This window comes from Telluria sp. ZB4P34 (assembly GCF_059686055.1).
Window position 1 is genome coordinate 141,584 of record NZ_JCASIF010000009.1, and the last position, 21,567, is coordinate 163,150.

Genomic DNA, 21,567 nt, shown 5'->3' on the forward strand with positions numbered 1-21,567 from the left:
AAAAATGTGCCGTTGATGGATCAGTCAGAGAAAGAACAAGCATATGTCCGGTAACCTCCTCAGCATTGGCAAGAGTGGCTTGTTTGCGGCGCAGGCAGGCCTGTCCACGACCGGCCACAACATCACCAACGCCAGCGTACCCGGCTACAACCGCCAGGTGGTGCAGCAGGCCACCGCTCCGATGCTCGACACCGGCGTCGGTTTCGTGGGCACGGGCACCCAGATCAGCCAGATCAAACGCTACAGCGACGAATTCCTCAACCTGCAGGTGCGCAATGCCAATGCCAGCAAGAGCGGGCTGGACGCCTATCACGCGCAGATCAGCCAGATCGACAACATGCTGGCCGACAAGACATCCGGACTGTCGCCGTCGCTGCAGGGCTTCTTCAAGGGCGTGCAGGACATGGCCGCCAACCGCGCCTCGGTGCCCTCGCGCGAAGCGATGCTGTCGGCCGCCGACACCCTGGCCACGCGTTTCCAGGCGCTCGACAGCCGCCTGGGCGAGATCCGCGAGGGCGTGAACGGCACCATCGCGGCGAGCGTCACCCTGATCAATTCCTACGCCGGCCAGATCGCCGACCTGAACGACAAGATCGGCAGCTTCTCCGCAGCCCAGCAGCGCGCACCGAACGACCTGCTCGACAAGCGCGACCAGCTGGTGATGGAACTGAACGGCCAGGTCAAGGCCACCGTGACGCCGGGCGACAACAGCAGCCTGACGATCTCGATCGGCAGCGGCCAGCCGCTGGTCGTGGGCGCGCGCACTTTCCAGCTGGCGGCCACCAAGTCGGCGACCGACCTGACGCGGGTGGAAGTGGGCTACGTCACCGGCAACCGGGTGAGCGTGCTGGCGGATAACGCGCTGTCCGGCGGCCAGCTGGGCGGCGTGCTGGACTTCCGCAGCCGCACCCTCGACCCGGCCCAGAGCGCGCTGGGCAAGGTGGCGATCGGCCTGGCGGTCGAGTTCAATGCCCAGCACCAGCTGGGGCTAGACCAGAACGGCGATCCCGGCAAGGAATTCTTCAACGTGGCGCGCGCCTTCGTCGGCAAGAACATCAACAACGCGACCACCAGCACCACCACGGTCGACGCGGTGGTGCGCGATCCGGCCAAGCTGGTCGACAGCGACTACAAGGTCCAGTACAACGGCGCCGGCTACGACGTGATCCGCCTGACCGACAACCAGCCGGTCGTCTCGAACTACGTCCCGGACGGCAACCCGGTGAGCGTGGACGGCATCGACTTCATGATCGCCGGTGCGGCGGCCGCGGGCGACAATTTCCTGGTGCGTCCGACCATCGGCGGCGCCGCCAACTTCAAGCTGCTCGTCAATCACGTGTCTGACATCGCCGCCGCCGCGCCGATCCTGACCAGCGAACCCTTGAGCAATACCGGCACCGCCAAGATCCGCGAAAGCCGGGTCGACGGGGATTTCCTCACCGGCGCGCCGGCGCTGCCCCTGACGCTGACGTTCGAGACCGGCATGCTGAGCGGTTTCCCCGCAGGCGTCGAAGTGCAGGTCACCCATAGCGACGGGACCAAGCCGCCGCCGTATCCGCCGCCGGCGACCAATGTCGCGTTCACTGCCGGCGCCACCTACAGCTTCGGCGGCATCAGCGTGAGCTTCAGCGGCGTGCCGGGCGAGGGCGACGAGTTCAAGATCGAGAGCAACAACGGGGGGATCGGCGACACCCGCAACATCGGCCGGCTGGCCGACCTGCAAAGCAAGAACATCTTCAACAACGGCAGCGCCACGATCCAGTCTTCCTATGCCCAGCTGGTCAGCAATGTCGGCAACAAGACCCGCGAAGTGCAGGTCAACGGCAACGCGGCCGAGGCGCTGCTCACCCAGGCCAAGGCCAGCGCCGCCGACGTGTCGGGTGTGAACCTGGACGAGGAAGCGACCAACCTGATCAAGTACCAGCAGGCCTACCAGGCCGCAGGCAAGGTCATGCAGATTGCGGGCACGATCTTCGACACCCTGCTGTCGATCGGCCGTTAAGCACATCACCACACGCACCACCGGACGAGGTTTCCATGCGCATCAGTACGCTTTCCATCTACGGCAACGCCACCAGCCAGCTCAATTCGCTGCAGGGCGCGATCGCGCGCACCCAGGCGCAGCTGGCGGCCAATACCCGCCTGCTCACGCCCTCCGACGATCCGGTGGCCTCGGCCCGAGCCCTCGAGGTCAGCCAGTCGAAAGAGATGAACACCCAGATGGCCACCAACCGCACCAGCGCGCATTCGGCGCTGGCGACCGTGGAAGGCGCCCTGCAGAATGCCGGCACGCTGCTGATGGACATGCAGGAGCTGGTGGTCAAGGCCGGCAACGGCTCCATGCTGCCGAGCGACCGCGAGGCGCTCGCCGTCGAACTCGAGGGGCGCTTCGAAGACCTGCTGGGCGTGGCCAACAGCACCGACGGCGCCGGCGGCTATCTGTTTTCCGGCTACAAGGCCACCACCGAACCCTTTGCCCGATCCGACGAAGGCGCCGTCTACCAGGGCGACCAGGGCCAGCGGCAGCTGCAGGTCGCGGCTTCGCGCCGCATGCCGCTGTCGGCCTCGGGCAGCGCCGTGTTCGAAGGCGGCAAGACCGGCAACGGCACCTTCCAGACTTTGGCGGGGACGGACAACCGCGGCACCGGCGTCGTCTCGAGCGGTTCCGTTACCGACCGTACGCTGGCCCAGGACGGCCGCGACTTCAAGCTGAGCTTCACGGTCACCGAGGACACGCCGCCCATCACCACCTTCAGCGTCTTCGATACCACGACCGGGGTGGACGTGCCGTTTGCCCCCGACCAGCCCTACCGCTCGGGCGAGAAGATCAGCTTCAACGGGATGAGCTTCGACATCAAGGGCGAGCCGGCCAATGGCGACGCCTTCACCGTGAAACCGAGCGAAAGGCAGTCGGTGTTCACGACCGTGACCGACCTGATTTCCGCACTGCGCGCGCCGGTCGACAACCCGAAGGACAAGGCGGCGCTGGCGAACCGGCTCGCCACGGCCACGGACAACCTGCAGTCGGCCCACGACAACGTGCTGACCGTGCAGGCCTCGGTCGGCGCGCACATGAAGGAGCTCGACTACCTCGACAGCGCGGGCGACGACCTCGACGTCCAGTACGCTGCCACGCTCAGCGGCCTGCAGGACCTGGACATCGTCAAGGCGATCTCCGATTTCTCGATGCAGCAGACCACGCTGCAGGCGGCCCAGATGTCGTTCAAGACAATGTCGGGACTGTCGCTCTTCAATTACCTGTAAGCGCCAGCGCTCCAGGTATTCCCCACGAGCCGGCCCGATGCCGGCTTTTTCGCATCAGCGCGCCCGATTGCGGTGCGATTGCCGCATGCGCCTCATCCTTCCTGCTTTGTCTTCTCCCATTTTGGGGCTTGGCACGATTGAAATGATCCTTGCAGATGCACTTTTGCAAATGCTGACCTCATATTTCTCTCATTGAAAGATGCATATCTTTATGACAAAGGCATGAAGCGCACGTAACAAGCTTGTTACCACAGTAACGGAATGTATCAATTGCGCTACAGCATTGTTCGAATTTGATGATTCCTATCGTCAAAACGTCGGTATGCCTTTGCCGTGGCTCAATGTTGTGTGAAAGTATTTATTCGTGTTCCCTGAAAGAGCTCAAAAAGTTCCCGGTTTTTAGCACGAAACATCTAGAAAAAATTCATCGTCCAGGAGTCGTTGTGAAGCACAAGATTACGTTTAACAAGAGCGCACTTGCTGTCGCTCTGAGCATGGCCTTCCCGGCCTTCGTCGGCGCGCAGGAAGTCCCGGTTGCACCGCAAAAGATCCAGCGCGTCGAAGTCACGGGTTCGAGCATCAAGCGCACCGAGACCGAAGCGGCCGCTGCAGTCCAGATCCTGACCCGCGACGACATCGAGAAGACCGGTGAAACGACGGCCCTGGGCATCCTCACCTCCACCGCCTCGATCAGCACCGACATCAACGTCGCGACCGCGAGCTCGGGCAGCTTCGCGACCGGTTCCTCCGGCGTGTCGATGCGCGGCCTGGGCAAGGTCAATACCCTGATCCTGGTCAACGGCCAGCGGATCGCCCCGTACGGCCTGTCCGACGGCGCACAGCAGAACTTCACCAACCTCGACGCCATCGCCAGCGATGCCATCGAGCGCATCGAAGTGCTGAAAGACGGCGCATCGGCGATCTACGGCTCCGACGCGGTCGCAGGCGTGGTCAACATCATCCTGCGCAAGCAGTTCACCGGCGCGCGCGTACGCGCCAGCCACCGTCAATCGGAGCGCCTGGCGCAGAACCGCAACAGCCACGTGTCGGCGATCGTGGGCTGGGGCGACATCGATACCAACGGCTTCAACACCTACATCACCGCGGAAGCCTACAAGCGCAACGGCTACACCACCGCCGACCTGCAGCCCTACTATCCGGCATGGCACCGCCTGACCCCGGGCCGCTCGACCTGGGACGCGAAGAGCACGTTCTCTCCGACCGGTAACTATTTCGTCAGCAGCACCAACATCGTTGCGGCGCCAGGCTGCCCGGCCGCCAACATCGATCCGGCCGACAAGCTGTGCAAGATGGACATCCTGCCGTTCAGCGGCCTGACCACCGACAACAAGCGCGACGCAGTCGTCAGCAACACCAATTTCCGCATCGGCCAGAACATCGATGCGAACTTCGAGATCACCTACGCCTCTGCGGAAAGTGATTACATCGTCACGCCGTTCAACATGAGCAACGGCAGCACCACCACCTCGAGCTCGATCTGGTACAACGTGCTGGGTGGCAAGATGGTCGGTCCGTTCTCGTACCCGAAGCTGCCGGTCGGCCACCCGAACAATCCCTACAACTTCCCGGTCGAATACCGTGCCCGCCTGATGGACACCGGTGACGGCTTCAACTTCAACACCACCGATTCCGAACAGTCGCGCGCCATGCTGACCCTCACCGGCGACTTCATGGGCTACGACTGGAAAGCGTCCGGCGGCTGGGCCAAGTCGAGCGCGTCCAAGGCCACCCGTGCGGTCAGCCAGAAGGGCTACACCGACGCGATCGTCAACAAGACCTACAAGTTCGGCCAGAAGAACGACCCGGCCCTGCTGAATACGATGTTCCCGATCCGTACCACCGACGGCGAAGCGGTCGTGAAGTTCGCCGACGCGCGCATCTCGGGCAGCCTGATGCAGTTGCCGGCAGGTCCGCTCGGCTTCGCGGTCGGCGCTGACATCCGCAGCAACAAGTACATGATGAAGAGCTCGGACAACGTGCTGGGCGGCGAACTGGTCGGCATCTTCGGCCTGCAGGTCGACGACGAAGTGAGCCAGTACGCCCTGTTCACCGAAGTGAACGCGCCGCTGACCAGGAAGCTCGAGCTGAATGCCGCCGTGCGCGCCGACAAGACCGACGGCTTCGACACCCACCTGTCGCCGAAGCTGACCCTGCGCTACCGTGCGGCCGACAACCTCCTGATGCGCGCGACCGCATCGGGCGGCTTCCGCGCCCCGAACATCGTCGAATCGGGTAACGGCCTGGGCCGTTCCTCGGTCGCGACCGCCGTCAACGACCCGCGCCGCTGCCCGACCGCCAACCAGCTGAACGCGCTGGTGCAGAATGCTCCGGGCGCAACCACCGCCGACAAGGCGCAGGCCAACAGCTTCCGCAACGCGGAATGCTCGGGCGGCCTGCCGAGCTTCGTGTCGTCGAACCCGGACCTGGAACCGGAAACCTCGCGTTCCCTGACCGCCGGCGTCGTGTTCGAGCCGGTCAAGAACTGGAGCGTGGGCCTGGATTACTTCTTCATCGAGCGCCGTAACGAAATCGGTTCGCGTTCGGTCGTCGACATCCTGCGTGGCGAAGCCAGCCTGCCGGCCGGCCAGCTGATCCGTATCGACAGCAGCGCCAGCGACAACCAGTTCCTGGCCCTGGTGAAGAAGTACGCGCCGAGCACCACGCTGAACTACGGTAACGTGGGCCAGCTGGGCATGATCTACAACCCGTACGTGAACAGCGGCCAGACCCGCGTCCAGGGCTTCGACTTCGACGCCAAGGGCCGTGTCAACGTGATGGGCCTCCCGGTGCGCCTGTCGCTCGACGGTTCCTACATCTGGAAATACCAGGAGTTCAGCGTCACCGACGACGCCTACGGTCCGAACCAGACCGGCACCTATGACTACGGCTCGCGCATGACCGTCGTCGGGCGCGCCTACGTCAAGACCGGCGCCTTCGACCACAGCATCTCGGCGAACTACTCGAGCGGCTACGGCACCAACAGCATCGCCTCGCCGACCTACTGCGTGACGAACAACGTCAAGGCCGAGTACCTGGATACCTGCGCCCGCGTCGGCAGCAACACCACCTGGAACTACAGCGTGGCCTTCATCGGTATCCCGAAGGTGCGGATCAACGCCTACGTCGACAATGTGTTCAACCGCGACACCCCGATCGACTGGCGTGGCGGCTGGTCCCAGCAGTTCCGCCGCTTCGGCCTCGCGGCAAGCTACACCTTCTGATCGCCTGATCGGTAGGACCTAGCAAGAGACCAGGCTTCGGCCTGGTCTTTTTTTTTTGGGGTGCGAAGCTGGACCATCCGCCGATGGTGGCCTGGCGCTATGTCTGTTTCCGCACCGAACAGCTTTCTCCCTGGCCGTATGCTCGACCTGACACAGGCACAGACGAGCACAACATGACAACGCCGACCGCCGCCAGCACCAGCGCCGCGACCGACCAGGCCCCGGAGGCACCGGAAACGACACCCCGGGCCGCGCCCCTGTCGCTGGCCGCCTGGAAGCAATTCCTCAGTGTGGCCAAGCCTTATTGGATGGGGGAGGAAAAGAAGGGCGCCTGGGGCCTGCTGCTGCTCCTGATCGCCCTGATGCTGGTCGAAACCAAGCTGGCGGTGATGCTGAACAACCAGGCCGGCGAGATGACCTCGGCGCTGGCCGGCAAGGACGGCGCGCGCTTCTGGAGCGCGGTGCGGGCCTGCCTGCTGACCTTGGCGTTCGCAGTGCCGGTCTACGCTTTCTATTACTACATGCGCGACCTGTTCGCCAACCACTGGCGGCGCTGGCTCACCGGCCGCTTCCTCGACGGCTACCTGAACGGGCGCAAGTATTACGAACTGGGCTCGGCGGGCGAGATCGACAACCCCGACCAGCGCATCAGCGAGGACATCAACACCTTCACCGGCAGGTCGATCCACTTCCTGCTGATCTTCCTGGGCTCGATCATGCAGCTGGTCGCCTTCAGCGCCGTGCTGTGGTCGATCTCGCAGGTGCTGGTCGGCGTGCTGGTGGCGTACGCGCTGCTGGGCACCGTGATCGCCCTGCTTGTCTTCGGCAATCCGCTGATCCGGCTGAATTTCTGGCAGTTGCGGCGCGAGGCGGACTTCCGTTTCAGCCTGATGCGCCTGCGCGAAAACGCCGAATCGATCGCCTTCTACCGCGGCGAAGCGCAGGAGCGCGCGCACATCGACGGCAGCTTCGGCATGGTGATCGACAATTTCGCCAGGCTGATCCGAAAGCAGCGCTCGCTCAACCTGTTCCAGCGCAGCTTCAGCCAGCTGACCCTGGTCCTGCCGGGAGTGATCCTGGCCGACGGCGTGCTGTCGGGCGAGCTGGAAGTGGGGCGGGCGATCCAGGCGGCCGGGGCATTCACCGCCGTGCTCGGGGCGGTAGGCGTGATCGTCGACAATTTCGAGAGCCTGAGCCGCTTCGTGGCCGGCATCGGCCGCCTGGAGGCCTTGTCGCGGCTGGTGCTGCCCGCCGCCGACGGAGTGAACGCCGGCGCCGACAGGCACCCGCGCATCCAGCGGCGTCCGGGCCCGCAGCTGGCGCTGGAATCCCTGACGCTCAGTCCGCCGCAATCGGACCGGGTGCTGATCAAGGAACTGAGCCTGGCCCTGAAGCCGGGTGATGCCTTACTGATCACGGGCGACAGTGGCTGCGGCAAGAGTTCGCTGCTGCGCGCGATCGCCGGCCTGTGGCAGCGAGGCAGCGGCGCTATCCAGCATCCGCCGATGGAGGATTTCTTCTTCCTGCCCCAGCAGCCCTACCTGCAGCCGGGCAGCCTGCGCAGCCAGCTCATCTATCCTGGCGTCCATACCCAGCTGGGCGACGCGCAGCTGCTGGAGATCCTGGAACAGGTGCACCTGCCGCGCCTGGCCGAGCGCGTCGGCGGCCTGGATGCCGTGCAGGACTGGGAAAAGCTGCTGTCGGTGGGCGAGCAGCAGCGCCTGGCCTTCGGCCGCGTGCTGGTGCATCGTCCGAAGATCGTCATCCTCGACGAAGCGACCAGCGCGCTCGACAGCGGCAACGAGGCCTCGCTGTATGCGCGCCTGCGCGACAGCGGCGCCACCCTGGTCAGCATCGCCCACCGCGCCGCCGTGCTGCGCCACCATACCCATGTGCTGCACCTGGCGGGGGAGGGCGAATGGGAGCTGCACGAAGCGGGCGGCTACGAATTCGACGGCGCGGCCGGCCGCTTGCGCAGCCACGGCGCACGGCCGGAACCGCAGGTGACGGCGGCGGGATGAACGGCAACGGGCGCCGTTGCCCCCCCCCCGCTAGGTCTTGCCCTGCCGGCCTGCCGCCCGCAGGGCCTTGAGTTCGCGGTTCAGCCAGTCGCGGCTGGGCAGCGCCTCGGCAGCGCCACACCTGACCCGGTAGGGCCGGCCCGAGAAGCTGCTCTTCGAGGCGGCCACCTCGATGAACTGCTCGGTGCTCGCGAGCGTCTCGCGGCGTTTCTCGATGTAAGCCAGTTTGCGCAGCAGGTGGGCTTGCGCATCGGCGGCGCCGTGCCAGCTGCCGTTGCGTTCGAACTGGCAGCCGGATGCCGTCATCCGCGCCATCAGGCCGTCGATCTCGGCCCGGATGGCGGGTGCAGCAGGTGCGGCGTGCGCGCCGAAGCAGGCCGTGGCAAGGAGGCTCGCGGCAAGTGGGCGCAAGGCGCGCGGGAGGCGGATCGTCATATAGGCAAGCTTAACCGAAAAGCGGCTGCCCGCTCGTCCGGCTCAGCCCGGCGCGGGCCGTGGCGGGACGCCTGCCGGCGCCGGCGCCGGCGCCGGCGCGGCATTGCGCTGCAGGCCCGCGCGCGGCACCGCGCGCCCGGCCTCGATGCCCTGGTTGAACAGGTTCACGATCGGCATGCCAAGATAGGGCATGGCCAGGCTCAGGGTGAGGAAGCCCACGCCCAGCGTCACCGGGAAGCCGATACCGAAGATGTTCAGCTGGGGCGCCGCGCGCGTCAGGATGCCGAGCGCCACGTTGGTGAGCAGGAGGGCGGCCACGATCGGCAGCGACAGCTGCAGCCCGCTTGAAAAAATGCGGCCGCCCCAGCGCGCCAGTTCCAGCGGCGCGTTGCCCGAGAACGGGGTGGCGGAAATCGGCAGCGCATGGAAGCTCTCGGCCAGCGCCGCCAGCAGGACCAGGTGGGCGTTTACCGCCAGGAAGGCCATGGTGGCGACCAGCGCCAGGAACTGGCTCACCGCCGACGAGCGCCCGCGCGAGTTGGGATCGAAGAACACCGCGAAGCCCAGGCCCATGGTCATGCTGGCAACCTCGCCCGCATATTCGATGGCGGCAAACACGATGCGCATCGCGAAGCCCATGGCGACGCCGATCAGCAGTTCCTTCACCAGGATGAGGATGCCCGCCCACGAGGTGGGATCGACGGCGGGGATGTCGGGCACGGTCGGGGCGATGACCGAGGCCAGCAGCACGCCGAGCGCCACCTTGACCGACATCGGCACGCCGGCGTTGCCGAACAGCGGCGCGCTGGCGACCAGGCCGAGGATGCGCGTGAGCGGCCACAGCAGCCCCGCGATCCAGGCGTTCATCTCGCCCGTTGTAAGACTCAGCACGCGCCGTCCTGCGTCAGCCGATCAGGCCGGGAATGCTGGTGAAGACCTGGCGCATGTAGTCGAGCATGGTCGACAGCATCCAGGGCCCGGCCAGGACCAGCGCGATGAAGATGCCGACCAGCTTCGGAATGAAGGACAGGGTCGCTTCGTTGATCTGGGTGGCGGCCTGGAAGATGCTGATGATCAGGCCGATGATCAGCGCCACCAGCAGCAGCGGGGCGGACACCATCAGGGTGATCTCCATCGCGGTGCGGCCCATGGTCATGACGGATTCGGGTGTCATGCTCGCGGTTCTTTCATGTTTACTAGTAGAAGCTCTGGGACAAGGAGCCCAGCAGCAGTTGCCAGCCGTCGACCAGCACGAACAGCATCAGCTTGAACGGCAGCGAGATCACGGCGGGCGACATCATCATCATACCCATCGCCATCAGCACCGAGGCCACCACCATGTCGATGATGAGGAAGGGGATGAAGATGGCGAAGCCGATCTGGAACGCCGTCTTGAGCTCGCTCGTGACGAAGGCCGGGATCAGGACCCGCAGCGGTACGTCTTCCGGGCCCTGCAGTGCGGGCGAGCGCGAGATCTTGACGAACAGGGCCAGGTCCGACTCGCGGGTCTGCTTGATCATGAATTCCTTGAGCGGCACCACGCCGCGGTCGAGCGCCTCGCCCATCTGGATCCGGTTTTCCTGCAGCGGCAGGTAGGCCTCGGTGTACATGCGGTCGAACGTCGGGCCCATCACGAAGAAGGTCAGGAACAGCGCCAGCCCGACCATCACCTGGTTGGGCGGCGCGGTCTGGGTGCCGATCGCCTGGCGCAGCAGGGACAGCACGATGATGATGCGGGTGAATGCCGTCATCATCAGCAGCGCGGCCGGCAGGAAAGTCAGGGCGGTGAGCAGGATCAGGGTCTGGACCGGCAGCGAATACGCGGTCCCCCCGCCCGGGGCCGGGCTGGTGGTGAAGGCGGGGATGCCGGGCTGGGCCAGGGCGGCGAGGGGAAGCAGGGCCAGGCCTGCCAGCCCCGCCGCCAGCAGGAATTTCTTATTTAGCATTACGGTTGTCGATCGTTTTCTTGAGCCAGTCGCCGAAGTTGCCGGCGGGCGCGGTGTGCGGCGCCAGTGCGGCCTGGCCGGGCTGGGCCGTGGTGCCTTCCTGGCGCGGCATGGTCGCCAGTGCATTGACCCGTCCGGGCGATGCGCCGACAACGATCCACTGGTCGCCCACCTCGACCACCATGATGCGTTCGCGTCCGCCGATGTTGAGCGCACCGACCAGCCTGATGTTGGCGCTGGCGCCCATGGCGCGCGGGCCGTAGCGCTTCATGACCCAGGCCAGGCCGAGCAGCAGGCCGAGCACCAGCAGCAGGGCCAGGATGGTCTGCAGCAGGCTGCCCGCGGCCGGCGCCGGGGCGCCCGGCATCACGACCTGGGGCGGTCGTGCGGCCGGGGCTGGCGTGGCCGCTGCCGGAGGCGACATGGTAACGGCCGGCTGTGCGGCGGCGGGCGCGGTGTCGGCCGGCATGGCGCCGGGCGCCTGCACGGGCGTCGAGACCGGGCCGGAAGGCGCGGGACGGGCCGGTGTGGCCGGGCGCCCGGCCGTGGTGGCGCCGCGGGACAGGGCCTGGGTGTCCTGGGATGCCGTTGGCGGGATCGGGATCGGTGCGGTAGCTACGGAAGCAGCAGGTTCGGTGCGGGGAGCGGCTTGCTGGGCAGCTGGCGCGGCCTGTTGTTGCTGGACAGTGGGCGCCTGATCAGCACCAAGTGGTGCAGCGCAGGCGGCAAGTGGCGCGAACAGCAGCGCTGCAGCGAACTGTAGGGTGGTCGGCTTTGCCGACCGCGCGGCGATAGTTAGCAGTTGAAATGCCGCGCAGGCAGCTCTCGCCCTGTTTGAACGCGCGGTCGGCAGAGCCGACCACCCTACGTTGTTCGAAGTCATTTATTCAGTTTTCTGATCCGTTCCGACGGTGTAATGATATCAGTCAGGCGGATACCGAACTTGTCGTTCACGACCACGACCTCGCCCTGGGCGATCAGGCAGCCGTTGACGAGCACGTCCATTGGCTCGCCGGCCAGGCCGTCGAGTTCCACCACCGAGCCTTGCGCCAGCTGCAGCAGGTTCTTGATCGCGATCTTGGTGCGGCCGAGTTCCACGGTCAGCTGGACCGGGATGTCGAGGATGAAGTCGATGTCGTTCGGCGTGTCGTTGCGCGCGCCCTTGTTCGAGAAATCCTTGAACACGGCCGCGGTGGCGGTCGACTGCTGCTCTTGCTGGCGTTCGAGCGCCGCCGCTTCGGCTGCGGCCTGCTCGGCAATCGCCGCGCCCCAATCGTCGTCGAGGCTGCTCTGGTCGTCCTGGGTATCAGACATGGTGCTCTCCTGTGTCGCCTGCGTCCCGCAGGCAGATTCATGCTTGTTGGTTCGCTTGCTTGTTCGCTTGCTTGTTCGCTTACTTGTTCGCTTACTTGTTCGCTTACTTGTTCGCTTACTTGTTGAAGTTGTCGCTGTTGGCGAGCAGCTTCTCGACCTTCAGTGCGTACTGGCCGTTGAAGACGCCGTAGGTGCAGTCCATCACCGGCACCCCGTCGACCGTGGCCTGCAGCAGTTCCGGCACCGTGATCGGGATGATGTCGCCGATCTTCATGTTAAGGATCTCGTCGAAGTTGGCGCGGCCTTCGCCCAGCACCGCCACCAACTCCACTTCGGCCACCTGGATCTGCTGGGTCATCAGGCGCACCCAGCGCTTGTCGACTTCCAGCGCCTCGCCCTGGATGCTCGAGGTCAGCGCGTCGCGGATCGGTTCGATCATCGAGTAGGGCATGCAGAAGTGGATCTGGCCCGACACCGACCCAAGTTCGATGGTGAAGGTGCACGACACCACGACCTCGTTCGGGGTCGCGATGTTGGCGAACTGCGTGTTCATCTCGGAGCGGATGTACTCGAACTCGATCGGGTACACCGGTTCCCACGACTTGGCATAGGCCTCGAACACGATGTCGAGGATGCGCATGATGATGCGCTGCTCGGTCTGGGTGAAGTCGCGGCCTTCCACGCGGGTGTGGAAGCGGCCGTCGCCGCCGAACAGGTTGTCCACCAGCAGGAACACGAGGCCCGGGTCGAACACCATCAGCGCCGTGCCGCGCAGCGGCTTCATGTGGATCAGGTTGAGGTTGGTCGGCACCACCAGGTTGCGGATGAATTCGCTGTACTTCGAGACCCGTACCGATCCTACGGAAACTTCGGCGCTGCGGCGCAGGAAGTTGAACAGGCCCACCCGCAGATACCTGGCGAAACGCTCGTTGATGATCTCGAGCGTCGGCATGCGGCCGCGGACGATCCGCTCCTGCGTCGCCAGGTTGTAGGTGCGAACCCCCGAGGTGTCTTCAGGCGCCGCAATGTCGTCCTGGTCGCCGTTGACCCCCTTCAGGAGGGCATCGACTTCTTCCTGGGAGAGGAAATTATCGGCCATGGTACGTCGAGCTTACTGGATGATGAACGAGGTGAACAGGACGTCGGTGATCTCCTGCTCGTCGCCGTCCTTCTCGAAAGGCTCCCTGATGATCGCCTGGATCTCGGCGGCGAGCTGCTGCTTCCCCTGCACCGTGCTGATCTCGGACGCCCGCTTGCCCGACAGGAGCAGCAGCACGCGGTTGCGCACGATCGCCATGTTGTCCTTGACCAGGGTCGCCTGTTCGGCGCCGTCGACCTGCAGCGTGAACTGCACCTGCAGGTACTGCTCGCCGTTCTCCGGCTGCAGGTTCACCGTGAAGGCTTCAACCTGCACGTATTCCGGCTTTTCGCCGCTCTCCTTCTTCTTGCTGTTTTTCTTGGAGTCCTTGGTGCTTTCCTGGGCCGTGGCGTCGCCGCCTTGCATGAAATACCAGGCGGCGCCGCCGGCGCCGGCGAGCAGCAGCACGGCCGCCGCGGCGATCGCGATCAGCTTCTTCTTGGAGCCGGCCGGGGCAGGCGCCGCTGCGTCCGCCTTCGGGTCGGCCTTCGTTTTGGGGTTCGCTTTCAAGATGCCTCTTCTCTTTTACTGCTTAAAAGAATGTGTCCGTCATTATGCATTATCGCGGGGAAGCAATGATCGCCAAGCCCCGAAAAGAGGGAATAAGGGACGGCAATCCTGCCGATTGTTGCGCCCGCGTGCTGGCGGGTTGTCAAGTAGGGTGGTCGGTTTGTAATTCAGGCCACTGGCCTGAATTACTGCCGACCGCGCGTTCAAGACGAGCAAGATCAGCCCGTGCGTGAATTCATCAGCTAACGATCGCCGCGCGGTCGGCATAGCCGACCACCCTACGTAAAGCAGCTTACGCGAAGGTGTCGACCATGCCGCTGTCACCCAGCGCCACGGTGCGCGTGGCCGGCCGGACCGCGCCCTCGTCCGGCCCGGTCGTGACGCCGGTCGTGACGCCGGAGCCGCCAGCGCCGCGGCCATGACCGCGCTCGCCATCCTGCTGCGCCTGGCGTCCGTCCGGCATGCCGGCATCGACGGTCGCGTTACCGAGCGCGATGCCGCTCTCGCCCATCATCTCGCGCAGGCGGGGCAGGGCGTTTTCCAGGGCCTGGCGCACTTCCAGCTGGCTGGAGGAGAAGGTCACGCTGGCGCCCTCGTTGCTCACGTTCAGGACCACCTGCACCGGACCGAGGTCGGGCGGGTTCAATGTCAGCGTGGCGGCCTGTTCCTTGCCTATCATGTACACGATGCGCTGGCTGACCTGGTTGTCCCAGGCCTGGGTGCCGACACGCGCCGGGATGCGGTCGCCTGGCACGGCCGGGTTCGCCATGGTTTCCAGCTTGGCGGCCTGGACCTGCATCTGGGTAAGGGCCGGCGCCGGCGCCTCGACAGCGGCGGCGGCTTGCGCCGCGGCGTCGCCCGCCTGGAGCTGGAATTTGCCCTGACTGTCCTGGGCGGCGCCTTGGGCGACCGGCTGCGCCGGCTGCTGCAGCGTGCGCAGGTCGGCGGCGCCCGGCTCTGCCGGCTGCACGCCGGCCGCCAGCGAGAAGCCGGCTGCGGCCGCGTCGCCGTCGGCGCCCGCTGCCAGGGCCGGATCGCGCGCCGCCGCGGCGTCGGCAGGTTCGAGCTTGGCAAAGGCCGCCTGCAGCGCGGCGAGCTGCAGTTCCGCACCGGCGGCATCGGTGGCGACAGCCACGGCGGTGGCCGCCGGCGCGGCCGGCGCGCTTGCGAGGGCCGGCGCTGCCTGCATCAGGCTGGCCATGAAGGCCAGCATGTCGGTGACCGGGGCCGCTGCTGCTTGTGCCGCTACGTTGGCTGCTTCGGCCGCTCCGGCAGTGCCTGTCGTCTCCTCGGCGCCATCGGCGGAGGCGCCGGCGGCAGCGCCGGTCGGCGCCGTCGCGGCTGCGTCGGGGGCCGCGTCCTTCTGCTTCGCCGGCTCGCGCGCGACGGTCTTCGGGCCCTGGACCGGCGCCTTGTCGGCCGCCCCCGGCTTCGCCGCTGCGGCCGGCTTGCCTGCGGGAGCGGGCGTCGGCGCCGGCGCGCCTGTCGGGGCCAAGGACTGGCGCTGGGCGATCTCGCGCGACAGGGTGGCGCCGAAGCCGCCGCTGGCGGCCTCCGACGCCTGCACGCCGGCGGCGGCATTGCGTTGCGGCTGGGCCAGCGCGCTGGCGCCGGATACCTGGAACGGAAGGGGTGTCGTCTGCATCGTCATGGGAGTAGCTCAGCCTGTATCAGCGTTGTCTGGTCAGCGTTTGTAGCGGGCGCCACGGGCTGCGTGGTCGTCCATCAGTTTCTGGTCGCGCTTGTTCTCGAGCGCCAGGGCCTCGCTTGCTGCGCGTTCGTTCAGGGTGCGGTAGGACAGGCGCTTGCGCTCGCTCTCCTGCCATGCCTTCCTTTCCGTGTCCGCCTTGTACTGCGCGTGCTTGATCACTTCGCGCTGGCCGATGATGGCGTTGTCCAGCTTGCCGATGAAGGCCACGAAGTTGTGGTACGCGAAGGGCGTGATGCCGGCCATCTGGGCCGCGTCCAGCTTGCGGACGTACTCGTCGCGATAACCATCCAGCATGACCAGCTTCTGCTCGGCTTCCTCGACCGCCGCCAGGGCGGCGCCCAGGCGCTTGGCGATCGCGTCGGAATCGCGCTGCGCAAGGTCGATCAGGGTTTCTAGGGCAGACGGATAGGCCATATAAGGGTCACGCTAATGAGCAAAGTATAGTTCCGCCCGGAATTTTTCTATCAGTTGAATAGAGAGGTCAATTGCCCCAAGCTCTCCAGCATGCCCGCGTTGTCGTGGATTTCCTGGCACAGGAACTGTTCGATCTGCTCGTGCTTGGCGATCGCCTGGTCCAGCACCGGGTCGCTGCCGGCGGCATACGCCCCGACGCTGATCAGGTCGCGCGAACGCTGGTAGCGCGAGTACAGCTGCTTGAGCTTGCGCGCGGCCAGCTGGTGCTCGTGCGTGGTGATGCCGTGCATGGCCCGCGAGATCGATTGCTCGATGTCGATCGCCGGATAGTGGCCGGCTTCGGCCAGGTGGCGGTTCAGCACGATGTGACCGTCCAGGATGCCGCGCGCCGCATCGGCGATCGGGTCTTGCTGGTCATCGCCTTCGGACAGTACGGTGTAGAAGGCGGTGATCGAGCCGCCGCCCTCGACGCCGTTGCCGGCGCGCTCCACCAGCACCGGCAGCTTGGCGAACACCGAGGGCGGATAGCCCTTGGTGGCGGGCGGCTCGCCGATCGCCAGCGCGATCTCGCGCTGCGCCATCGCGTAGCGGGTGAGCGAATCCATGATCAGGAGGACGTTCTTGCCCTGTTCGCGGAAGTGCTCGGCGATCGCCGTGGCGTAGGCGGCGCCCTGCAGGCGCATCAGGGGCGGGGAGTCGGCCGGCGCGGCCACCACGGCCGAGCGGGCGCGGCCTTCCGGACCCAGGATCTGTTCGATGAATTCCTTGACTTCGCGGCCCCGTTCGCCGATCAGGCCGACCACGATCACGTCGGCCGTGGTGTAGCGCGCGATCATCCCCAGCAGGACGGACTTGCCGACGCCGGTGCCGGCGAACAGGCCGAGGCGCTGGCCGCGGCCGACCGTCAGCATGGCGTTGATGGCGCGCACGCCCACGTCCAGGGTTTCCGAGATCGGGGCGCGGTCGAGCGGGTTGATCGGGCGGGCGTTGAGCGGACCTACTTCGTCGGTGCCGAGCGGACCCTTGCCGTCCAGCGGGCGGCCGGCGCCGTCCACCACGCGGCCCAGCAGCTGCATGCCGACCGGCAGGTGGCGCGCGCGGTCGCTCGGGCGGCGGCGCGGATGCGGCACGGTGCCCGGTTTCGGCAGGGCGGATTCGACGGGGAACACGCGCGATCCGGGCACCACGCCTTCGACGTCGCTCTGCGGCATCAGGAACAGGCGCTCGCCTTCGAAGCCGACCACTTCGGCTTCGATCCGCTGGCCGTTGGCCACCGGGATGGTGCAGGCGCTGCCCACCGCGAGCTTGAGGCCCACGCATTCCATCACCAGGCCGGCCACGCGCGTGACGCGGCCGGAGACCTGCATCGGTTCGGCGAAGCCGACCAGGGAATCGCAGTCCTTGATGAAGGCTTTCCAGCGGGCGGTGTGGCGGTCGGTGCTTGTCGTTGTCATTTTGTAGGGTGGTCGGCTTCGCCGACCGCGCGTTCAAATCTCGTTAACAATCGGCGCAGTGGTTAGTGCACGTTCGTTGAACGCGCGGTCGGCAGAGCCGACCACCCTACGGTCACTGGCCGAGCCAATCCACGTTGGACTGCAATGCATGCGTCAGCCGCCCCCAGCGCGCCTGCGCCTGCGCATCGATCTGGTTGCTGGCCGTATCCACCTTGCAGCCGCCGCGCGCGATCGCCGCGTCTTCCACGATGCGCCAGCCACCCTTGACCAGTTCCTGGCCCATGGCCTGGCGCACGATGTCGGCATCGAGCGGGTTGAGGGCGAGCGTGGCCGGCTGGCTCAGCACCGGCAGGTAGCCGATCGCTTCCTGCACCACCGGCAGGATCAGTTCCGGACGCACGTCGAAGGCCGTGCGCACCATCCCGCGCGCCAGGCGCAGGGCCAGTTCCAGCACGTCGTGGGCGATGGTCTCGTCGGCCTGCACCACGGCCTCGCTGAAGGTCGCGGCGATCGAACGCAGGTGTTCCAGCTCGCCCTCGGCCTCGATCTGGCCGGCCCTGGCGCCGTCGGCATACCCTTGGGCGTGGCCGGCGGCATGGCCTGCGGCCCGGCCTTCTTCCAGGCCTTCTGCATAGCCCTCGGCGCGCGCCCCCTCGCGGATCGCTTCGATCTCCTCGAGCGTCGGCAGCGCCATGTGCGGCACGACCTGCACCGGTTCCGGCGCCGCGAGGGGCTGCGGCGCCATCGGCGCACGGCGCGCCTGGGTGGAAGGGCGCTCGTCGCCGAACGAGGTCATTTCCCAGCGCTGGTAGGCGCTTTGCTGTTCCTTCGGTATCATCAGATGAACGAGTCCTCGCCTTTACCGCCCAGCACGATCTGGCCTTCGTCCGCCAGGCGGCGCACGATCTGCAGGATCTGCTTCTGCTGGGTTTCCACTTCCGACAGGCGCACCGGACCTTTCGAGTCCAGGTCTTCGCGCATCATTTCGCCCGCACGCTGCGACATGTTCTTGAAGATCTTCTCGCGCAGGTCTTGCGAAGCGCCTTTCAGGGCGATGATCAACATCTCGGACTGCACTTCGCGCAGCAGCAGCTGGATGCCGCGGTCATCGATGTCGATGATGTTGTCGAACACGAACATCTCGTCCATGATCTTCTGCGCCATGTCGTTGTCGTAGTTCTTGATGTTGTCCATGACGGCCGATTCCTGCTCGCCGCTCATGAAGTTCAGGATCTCGGCCGCGGTACGCACGCCGCCCAGCGAAGACTTCTTGATGTTCTCGTTACCCGACAAGAGCTTGGTCAGCACGTCGTTCAGCTCGCGCAGGGCGGCCGGCTGCACGCCATCCAGCGTGGCGATGCGCAGCACCACGTCGTTGCGCAGGCGCTCGGTGAAGTTGGCCAGGATCTCGCAGGCCTGGTCGCGCTCGAGGTGCACCAGGATGGTGGCGATGATCTGCGGGTGCTCGTTGCGGATCAGTTCCGCCACCGACGGCGAGTCCATCCACTTCAGGCTCTCGATGCCGGAGGCGTCCTTGCCTCCCAGGATGCGGTTGAGCAGCACGGCGGCCTTGTCGTCGCCCAGCGCCTTGGTCAGGACCTGGCGGATGTACTCGTCCGAATCCAGGCCCACGGTCGAATGCAGGTTGGTCTCTTCGACGAAGGCTTCCAGCACCTTGACGACTTCACCGTGCTGGACTGCCTTCATCTGCGCCATCGCACCGCCGAGTTTCAGCACTTCGCGCGGCCCGAGGAATTTCATCACTTCAGCCGCTTCCGCTTCACCCAGGGCCAGCATCAGGATCGCTGCCTGCTGTACGCCTTCCTTGTCCTTGTCACTCATTTGATCCCAACCATGCTTTCACAACGTTAGCCACGATACGCGGGTCCTTGCGCGCCAGTTCCTGCGCCATCGCCAGGTTCGCCCGGTAGCCCTGGTTCCTGCGTTCGACTTCCTGTTCTTCCAGTTCTTCTTCGGCGATTTCGGCCGCCACATCTTCAGGGATTTCCTCTTCCGGTTCCGGTTCCGGCGGCAGGGCGGTGACTTCGTCGAACTTCTTGATCGCCGGGCGCATCAGCGGCAGCAGGATCCGGTAGTAGAGGAAGGCCAGCACCGCGAACAGCAGCAGGTACTTGCCGATCTCCTTGGCCAGCGGCAGGTTGGCCGGGTCGCGCCACCATTCCAGCTGCGGCGCCGTGTCGTCCGGCCGGTCGACGCCGTCGAACGGGGCGTTGGTGACGTTCAGGGTGTCGCCGCGGTTCTGCGAGTAGCCCATTGCCTGCTTCACCAGTTCGTTGATCTGGGCCACTTCGTTGGCGCTGAGGGGCTTGACGACGATCTTGCCGGTCTTCGGGTCGACCGAGCGGCGGTAGTTCACCACCACGCCCACGGTCAGGCGCTTGATGCCGCCCATCGGACGCTGTTCGTAGCGGATGGTCTTGTCGACTTCGTAGTTGGTGGTGGCGTCCTTGCGAGTGGGGCCAACTGCGGGCCCCGCCGCCGGTGGGACCTGGCCGTCGATCGGCGCGGTGGCCACGCCCGGCGGCTGGTTCGACAGCGCGCCCGGCACGCCCGAGGCGCCGGCGCCCGGCTGGGTCGATTCCGAGGTCTGCTGGCTGCGGATCGCCTGCGGTTCCGGCGGCGAGTTCGGCTTGTACATTTCGGCGGCGGTGTCGACCTGGGCGAAGTCGACCTCGGCAGTCGCCTCGGCGCGCACGTTTTCCTTGCCGACCAGCGGGGCGATGATCGATTCGACCTGCTTGATGATGTTCTGCTGGACCTGCTCGACGTACTTCAGCTGGGTCGCGTCCAGGCCCTTGTTGCCGGTTCCCTTGCTGGAAGTGTCGGACAGCAGGTTACCGCTCTGGTCGACCACGGTGACGTTGCCGATCGTGAGTTCCGGCACGCTCGAAGCAACCAGGTGGACGATCGCGCTGACCTGGCCCGGATCGAGGGCGCGGCCTGCCTGCAGGGTCAGCACCACGGACGCGGTGGGCTTCTGCTGGTCGCGCACGAAGACCGAGGGTTTCGGCATGGCCAGGTGCACGCGGGCGCCGCTGACCGGGCCGAGCGACTGGATCGAACGGGCCAGCTCGCCTTCCAGCGAGCGCTGGTAATTCACCTGCTCCAGGAATTGCGACACGCCCAATTTCTGGTTTTCCATCAGCTCGAAGCCGACGTTGCCGCCCTTCGGCAGGCCTTGCGCGGCCAGCTTCAGGCGCAGGTCGTGGATCTGCTCGCTGGGAACGAGGATCGCATTGCCGCCTTCGGAGAACTTGTACTTCACCCCCATCTGGTCGAGCGAGGCGGTGATGGCGCCGCCGTCGCGGTCGCTGTAATTCGAGAACAGCACGCGGTAATCCGGGGCCTGGCTCCACATCCACAGGGCGATCATGATGGCGGTCACCAGCGCGATGCCGCCGCCGAGGGCCACGCGCTTGCCCATGGTGGTCTGCAAAAAGCCCTGTTTCGCCTCTTGCTCGGGCGCCGGGGAGTCGATCAGTTCTTCAGCAACTGCTGCCATGGTGGGTAATTCGTCCGGAATAGGGGAAGTAATCCGTATTATGAAGCCACCGAGCAACATTCATATCCTGAAATAGGGGTGGAAATCCCCGCTTCTTCGGACGAGGAAGCTGTTCCCCTGCTGGTAATCTGACAGCCTGAACAAAGTGGATTGCCTATAAGGGCAGGAGAAAACGATGAGTATTGGCGGAATCGGCGGCATCGACAGCAGCCGCATCCAGGCGATGATGGAACAGCTCAAGGCCGCGGCGACCAAGCCCGCGGCCGGTCCTGCCGCGACCGCCGGCGTGGCCGGTCCGGGCGGGCTCGCTCCGCAGGGCGGCGTTGCCAAGCTCGATTTCGCCGATGCCCTCAAGAGCTCGCTGCAGCAGGTCAGCGATACCCAGAAGCACGCGTCCGACCTGGGCAAGCGTTTTGCGATGGGGGACGACACGGTGAGCCTGTCCGATACCATGATCGCCATGCAGAAATCCAGCCTGGTCTTCCAGGGAACGGTACAGGTACGTAATAAGCTGGTGTCGGCTTACCACGACATCATGAACATGCAGGTGTAAGCCGCAGGTAAAGGCGAAATGTATTGCAGGAAGCATTACCGA

19 protein-coding genes are annotated in these 21,567 nt (G+C 65.7%); 5 read left to right on the forward strand and 14 right to left on the reverse strand.

Annotated elements, in window-relative coordinates; translation table 11 throughout:
* Positions 1 to 43: 43 nt before the first annotated feature.
* The 4 genes from flgK to AC56KL_RS15945 all read left to right on the forward strand — a co-directional run bounded on the left by flgK (position 44) and on the right by AC56KL_RS15945 (position 8,527).
* Complete coding sequence (flgK, locus tag AC56KL_RS15930) at positions 44 to 2,002, forward strand: flagellar hook-associated protein FlgK (RefSeq protein WP_497181137.1); 1,959 nt, start codon at positions 44 to 46, stop codon at positions 2,000 to 2,002.
* 35 nt (positions 2,003 to 2,037) lie between these two features.
* A complete protein-coding gene (flgL, locus tag AC56KL_RS15935) occupies positions 2,038 to 3,264 on the forward strand; it encodes a flagellar hook-associated protein FlgL (RefSeq protein WP_497181138.1) in 1,227 nt (408 codons plus the stop codon).
* A gap of 443 nt (positions 3,265 to 3,707) precedes the next feature.
* Positions 3,708 to 6,506 (forward strand): TonB-dependent receptor plug domain-containing protein, encoded by a 2,799-nt coding sequence (locus AC56KL_RS15940; protein WP_497181139.1) that lies wholly within the window; start codon positions 3,708 to 3,710, stop codon positions 6,504 to 6,506.
* Positions 6,507 to 6,679: 173 nt separating this feature from the next.
* Positions 6,680 to 8,527 (forward strand): ABC transporter ATP-binding protein/permease, encoded by a 1,848-nt coding sequence (locus AC56KL_RS15945; protein WP_497181140.1) that lies wholly within the window; start codon positions 6,680 to 6,682, stop codon positions 8,525 to 8,527.
* A gap of 30 nt (positions 8,528 to 8,557) precedes the next feature.
* On the opposite strand, the gene AC56KL_RS15950 is transcribed toward AC56KL_RS15945, so the two are convergent.
* From AC56KL_RS15950 to fliF, 14 genes are all read right to left on the reverse strand, one after another.
* Positions 8,558 to 8,962, reverse strand: coding sequence for a DUF5329 family protein (locus tag AC56KL_RS15950; protein WP_497181141.1), 405 nt, complete (start codon positions 8,960 to 8,962; stop codon positions 8,558 to 8,560).
* Positions 8,963 to 9,004: 42 nt separating this feature from the next.
* Entirely contained in the window at positions 9,005 to 9,853 is an 849-nt protein-coding gene (gene fliR / locus AC56KL_RS15955; RefSeq protein WP_497181142.1) for a flagellar biosynthetic protein FliR, read from the reverse strand.
* A gap of 13 nt (positions 9,854 to 9,866) precedes the next feature.
* Positions 9,867 to 10,136 carry a flagellar biosynthesis protein FliQ gene (gene fliQ, locus AC56KL_RS15960; RefSeq protein WP_497181143.1) on the reverse strand — a complete coding sequence of 90 codons (270 nt, stop codon included), beginning with the start codon at positions 10,134 to 10,136 and terminating at the stop codon, positions 9,867 to 9,869.
* A gap of 22 nt (positions 10,137 to 10,158) precedes the next feature.
* Positions 10,159 to 10,908, reverse strand: coding sequence for a flagellar type III secretion system pore protein FliP (gene fliP / locus AC56KL_RS15965; protein ID WP_497181144.1), 750 nt, complete (start codon positions 10,906 to 10,908; stop codon positions 10,159 to 10,161).
* The gene (gene fliO, locus AC56KL_RS15970; RefSeq protein WP_497181145.1) at positions 10,898 to 11,377 is read right to left on the reverse strand and encodes a flagellar biosynthetic protein FliO; all 480 of its coding nucleotides are present in this window, start codon (positions 11,375 to 11,377) and stop codon (positions 10,898 to 10,900) included. The genes fliP and fliO overlap by 11 nt, the downstream gene beginning before the upstream one ends.
* 410 nt (positions 11,378 to 11,787) lie before the next feature.
* Positions 11,788 to 12,222, reverse strand: coding sequence for a flagellar motor switch protein FliN (fliN, locus tag AC56KL_RS15975; protein ID WP_497181146.1), 435 nt, complete (start codon positions 12,220 to 12,222; stop codon positions 11,788 to 11,790).
* Between the two features lie 115 nt (positions 12,223 to 12,337).
* The gene (fliM, locus tag AC56KL_RS15980; RefSeq protein ID WP_497181147.1) at positions 12,338 to 13,321 is read right to left on the reverse strand and encodes a flagellar motor switch protein FliM; all 984 of its coding nucleotides are present in this window, start codon (positions 13,319 to 13,321) and stop codon (positions 12,338 to 12,340) included.
* A 12-nt stretch (positions 13,322 to 13,333) separates the two neighbouring features.
* The gene (gene fliL / locus AC56KL_RS15985) at positions 13,334 to 13,870 is read right to left on the reverse strand and encodes a flagellar basal body-associated protein FliL (protein ID WP_497181148.1); all 537 of its coding nucleotides are present in this window, start codon (positions 13,868 to 13,870) and stop codon (positions 13,334 to 13,336) included.
* A gap of 292 nt (positions 13,871 to 14,162) precedes the next feature.
* Positions 14,163 to 15,521 (reverse strand): flagellar hook-length control protein FliK, encoded by a 1,359-nt coding sequence (locus tag AC56KL_RS15990; RefSeq protein WP_497181149.1) that lies wholly within the window; start codon positions 15,519 to 15,521, stop codon positions 14,163 to 14,165.
* A gap of 33 nt (positions 15,522 to 15,554) precedes the next feature.
* Entirely contained in the window at positions 15,555 to 15,995 is a 441-nt protein-coding gene (gene fliJ, locus AC56KL_RS15995) for a flagellar export protein FliJ (protein WP_497181150.1), read from the reverse strand.
* Between the two features lie 50 nt (positions 15,996 to 16,045).
* Entirely contained in the window at positions 16,046 to 17,449 is a 1,404-nt protein-coding gene (gene fliI, locus AC56KL_RS16000) for a flagellar protein export ATPase FliI (protein WP_497181151.1), read from the reverse strand.
* 112 nt (positions 17,450 to 17,561) lie between these two features.
* Positions 17,562 to 18,287, reverse strand: coding sequence for a flagellar assembly protein FliH (gene fliH, locus AC56KL_RS16005; RefSeq protein ID WP_497181152.1), 726 nt, complete (start codon positions 18,285 to 18,287; stop codon positions 17,562 to 17,564).
* A complete protein-coding gene (gene fliG / locus AC56KL_RS16010; protein WP_497181153.1) occupies positions 18,287 to 19,291 on the reverse strand; it encodes a flagellar motor switch protein FliG in 1,005 nt (334 codons plus the stop codon). Before fliG ends, fliH begins: the two co-directional genes overlap by 1 nt.
* Complete coding sequence (gene fliF, locus AC56KL_RS16015; RefSeq protein WP_497181154.1) at positions 19,284 to 20,972, reverse strand: flagellar basal-body MS-ring/collar protein FliF; 1,689 nt, start codon at positions 20,970 to 20,972, stop codon at positions 19,284 to 19,286. The genes fliG and fliF overlap by 8 nt, the downstream gene beginning before the upstream one ends.
* Before the next feature lie 175 nt (positions 20,973 to 21,147).
* Between fliF and fliE the strand changes: the two genes are divergently transcribed.
* Positions 21,148 to 21,525 carry a flagellar hook-basal body complex protein FliE gene (gene fliE / locus AC56KL_RS16020; protein ID WP_497181155.1) on the forward strand — a complete coding sequence of 126 codons (378 nt, stop codon included), beginning with the start codon at positions 21,148 to 21,150 and terminating at the stop codon, positions 21,523 to 21,525.
* The last annotated feature ends 42 nt before the right edge of the window (positions 21,526 to 21,567 follow it).

What these genes read in the sequence shown, in the direction of transcription:
- flgK (WP_497181137.1), top strand. Translation starts at nt 44, where the DNA reads ATGTCCGGTAACCTCCTCAGCATTGGCAAGAGTGGCTTGTTTGCGGCG.
- flgL (WP_497181138.1), top strand. Translation starts at nt 2,038, where the DNA reads ATGCGCATCAGTACGCTTTCCATCTACGGCAACGCCACCAGCCAGCTC.
- AC56KL_RS15945 (WP_497181140.1), top strand. Translation starts at nt 6,680, where the DNA reads ATGACAACGCCGACCGCCGCCAGCACCAGCGCCGCGACCGACCAGGCC.
- AC56KL_RS15950 (WP_497181141.1), bottom strand. Translation starts at nt 8,962, where the DNA reads ATGACGATCCGCCTCCCGCGCGCCTTGCGCCCACTTGCCGCGAGCCTC.
- fliQ (WP_497181143.1), bottom strand. Translation starts at nt 10,136, where the DNA reads ATGACACCCGAATCCGTCATGACCATGGGCCGCACCGCGATGGAGATC.
- fliP (WP_497181144.1), bottom strand. Translation starts at nt 10,908, where the DNA reads ATGCTAAATAAGAAATTCCTGCTGGCGGCGGGGCTGGCAGGCCTGGCC.
- fliO (WP_497181145.1), bottom strand. Translation starts at nt 11,377, where the DNA reads ATGCCGGCCGACACCGCGCCCGCCGCCGCACAGCCGGCCGTTACCATG.
- fliN (WP_497181146.1), bottom strand. Translation starts at nt 12,222, where the DNA reads ATGTCTGATACCCAGGACGACCAGAGCAGCCTCGACGACGATTGGGGC.
- fliM (WP_497181147.1), bottom strand. Translation starts at nt 13,321, where the DNA reads ATGGCCGATAATTTCCTCTCCCAGGAAGAAGTCGATGCCCTCCTGAAG.
- AC56KL_RS15990 (WP_497181149.1), bottom strand. Translation starts at nt 15,521, where the DNA reads ATGACGATGCAGACGACACCCCTTCCGTTCCAGGTATCCGGCGCCAGC.
- fliJ (WP_497181150.1), bottom strand. Translation starts at nt 15,995, where the DNA reads ATGGCCTATCCGTCTGCCCTAGAAACCCTGATCGACCTTGCGCAGCGC.
- fliI (WP_497181151.1), bottom strand. Translation starts at nt 17,449, where the DNA reads ATGACAACGACAAGCACCGACCGCCACACCGCCCGCTGGAAAGCCTTC.
- fliH (WP_497181152.1), bottom strand. Translation starts at nt 18,287, where the DNA reads ATGATACCGAAGGAACAGCAAAGCGCCTACCAGCGCTGGGAAATGACC.
- fliG (WP_497181153.1), bottom strand. Translation starts at nt 19,291, where the DNA reads ATGAGTGACAAGGACAAGGAAGGCGTACAGCAGGCAGCGATCCTGATG.
- fliF (WP_497181154.1), bottom strand. Translation starts at nt 20,972, where the DNA reads ATGGCAGCAGTTGCTGAAGAACTGATCGACTCCCCGGCGCCCGAGCAA.
- fliE (WP_497181155.1), top strand. Translation starts at nt 21,148, where the DNA reads ATGAGTATTGGCGGAATCGGCGGCATCGACAGCAGCCGCATCCAGGCG.